The organism is Burkholderia sp. KCJ3K979 (assembly GCF_016759955.1).
Classification (GTDB): Bacteria; Pseudomonadota; Gammaproteobacteria; order Burkholderiales; family Burkholderiaceae; genus Burkholderia; species Burkholderia orbicola.
In genome coordinates this window covers 1-1699 of sequence record NZ_JACFYV010000410.1, presented here as the reverse complement: position 1 = coordinate 1699, position 1699 = coordinate 1, and the positions used below count along the sequence as shown (strand labels likewise).

At 71.7% G+C, this 1699-nt stretch carries 3 protein-coding genes; 2 read left to right on the top strand and 1 reads right to left on the bottom strand.

Annotated elements, in window-relative coordinates; translation table 11 throughout:
- Positions 1-499: molybdate ABC transporter permease subunit (locus tag H3O04_RS35250; protein ID WP_202589507.1), on the top strand; the 499-nt coding region annotated here is incomplete at its 5' end.
- Between the two features lie 64 nt (positions 500-563).
- Positions 564-1265 (top strand): sulfate/molybdate ABC transporter ATP-binding protein, encoded by a 702-nt coding sequence (locus tag H3O04_RS35245; protein WP_202589506.1) that lies wholly within the window; start codon positions 564-566, stop codon positions 1263-1265.
- Positions 1266-1446: 181 nt separating this feature from the next.
- Here the strand turns inward: H3O04_RS35245 and H3O04_RS35240 are convergent.
- A partial coding sequence (locus H3O04_RS35240) for a TOBE domain-containing protein (RefSeq protein WP_202589505.1) occupies positions 1447-1699 on the bottom strand: 253 nt, incomplete at its 5' end.

Sequence of the window (1699 nt, the reverse complement as noted above, 5' to 3'; positions counted from 1 at the left end):
CTATTACCTGCTCGTGCTGCTCGGCCGGCGCGGCGTGTTCGGCGCGTGGCTCGACAAGTTCGGTATCGAGCTGGTGTTCACGTGGCAAGGCGCGGTGATCGCGTCGATGGTCGTCGCGTTTCCGCTGATCCTGAAATCGGCGCGGGCAGCGTTCGAAGGCGTCGATCCGCATCTCGAGCGCGCCGCCCGCACGCTCGGCCTCGGCGAAGCCGCGGTGTTCTTCCGCGTGACGCTGCCGCTCGCCACGCGCGGGATTCTCGCCGGCGCGCTGCTCGCGTTCGCGCGCGCGCTCGGCGAATTCGGCGCGACGCTGATGATCGCCGGCAACCTGCCCGGCCGCACGCAGACGCTGTCGGTCGCGATCTACGCGGCCGTGCAGGCCGGCGACGACAGCACGGCCAACTTCCTCGTGCTGGTGACGTCGATCACCTGCGTGCTGGTGCTGCTCGCGACCGGCTGGCTCGTGCCGTCGCGCGCCCGGCGGAGCCAACTGACATGAAGCGCCCGTCCTGTCCGCATCGCCGGAGTCGTCCGGCGGCCGGCCCGCTGCGGCGGAGGCCCGCATGAGCCTCGTCGTCGACATCCGCAAGACCTACGCGAGCGCCGAGCGCCGCTTCACGCTCGACATGTCGTTCACGGCGACGACACAGCGCGTCGTGCTGTTCGGGCCGTCGGGCGCGGGCAAGAGCATGACACTGCAGGCGATTGCGGGGCTGCTGACGCCCGACGCAGGCACGATCACGCTGAACGGCGAGCCGCTGTTCGACGCCGCGCGCCGCATCGACGTGCCGACCCGCGAACGCCGTGTCGCGTACCTGTTCCAGGACTACGCGCTGTTCCCGCACCTGAACGTGCGGCAGAACATCGCGTTCGGGCTGACGTCGGGGCTGCGCAACCCGCGCGCGAAGACGGTGCCGCCGGAGGTCGCGTACTGGCTCCGCGCATTCGACCTCGAATCGCTCGCGGGGCAATATCCGTCGCAACTGTCGGGCGGGCAGAAGCAGCGCGTGGCGCTCGCCCGTGCGCTGGTCGCGCAGCCGCGCATCCTGCTGCTCGACGAACCCTTCGCGGCGCTCGACGGCGCGATGCGCCAGCGCATGCGCCATGAGCTCGCCGAACTGCAGGCGCGGCTCGACATCCCGATGGTGCTGATCTCGCACGACCCCGACGACGTCGCCGCGTTCGGCGACCAGGTCGTGCAGTTGAGCGAAGGACGCGTGCAGGCGAGCCCGCCGCACGCCGAGTGGCCGACGCACGTCACCTGAGCGCGCGACGCCGTGGTCGTGAGCGTGGCGCCGGCTACCACGTTGGAGCCTGAGAGACGCCGCGGCGCGGCGCATGCTGCAAGCGGAAACGAAGCCGGTGCGATGCATACGCGTGCGGCACCGGCTTCGCCCCGCCTCGCACGAGGGCCGCCGGCCAACGCGAGCCGCGCTGCCGGCCAGGTCAGCCCGTCACCGCCAGAATCACGCTCGACGCCTTGAACAGCGCGATCGCGCGCCGGCCGGCGGCGAGCTGCAGCGCATCGACGCTGTCGTTGGTCACGACGGCCGTCAGCGTCCCGCCGCCGTCGAGCGCCAGCGTCACCTCGCTGTTCACCGCGCCCGCCGCGACGGCGTCGACGCTGCCGTGCAGCCGGTTGCGCGCGGACACCTTCAGGTCGGGCCCGCCATCGTCGACGGCAAGCACGACCCACGAC

Excerpts from the sequence above, each read along its gene's own strand:
- H3O04_RS35245 (WP_202589506.1), top strand. The coding sequence starts at position 564 with ATGAGCCTCGTCGTCGACATCCGCAAGACCTACGCGAGCGCCGAGCGC.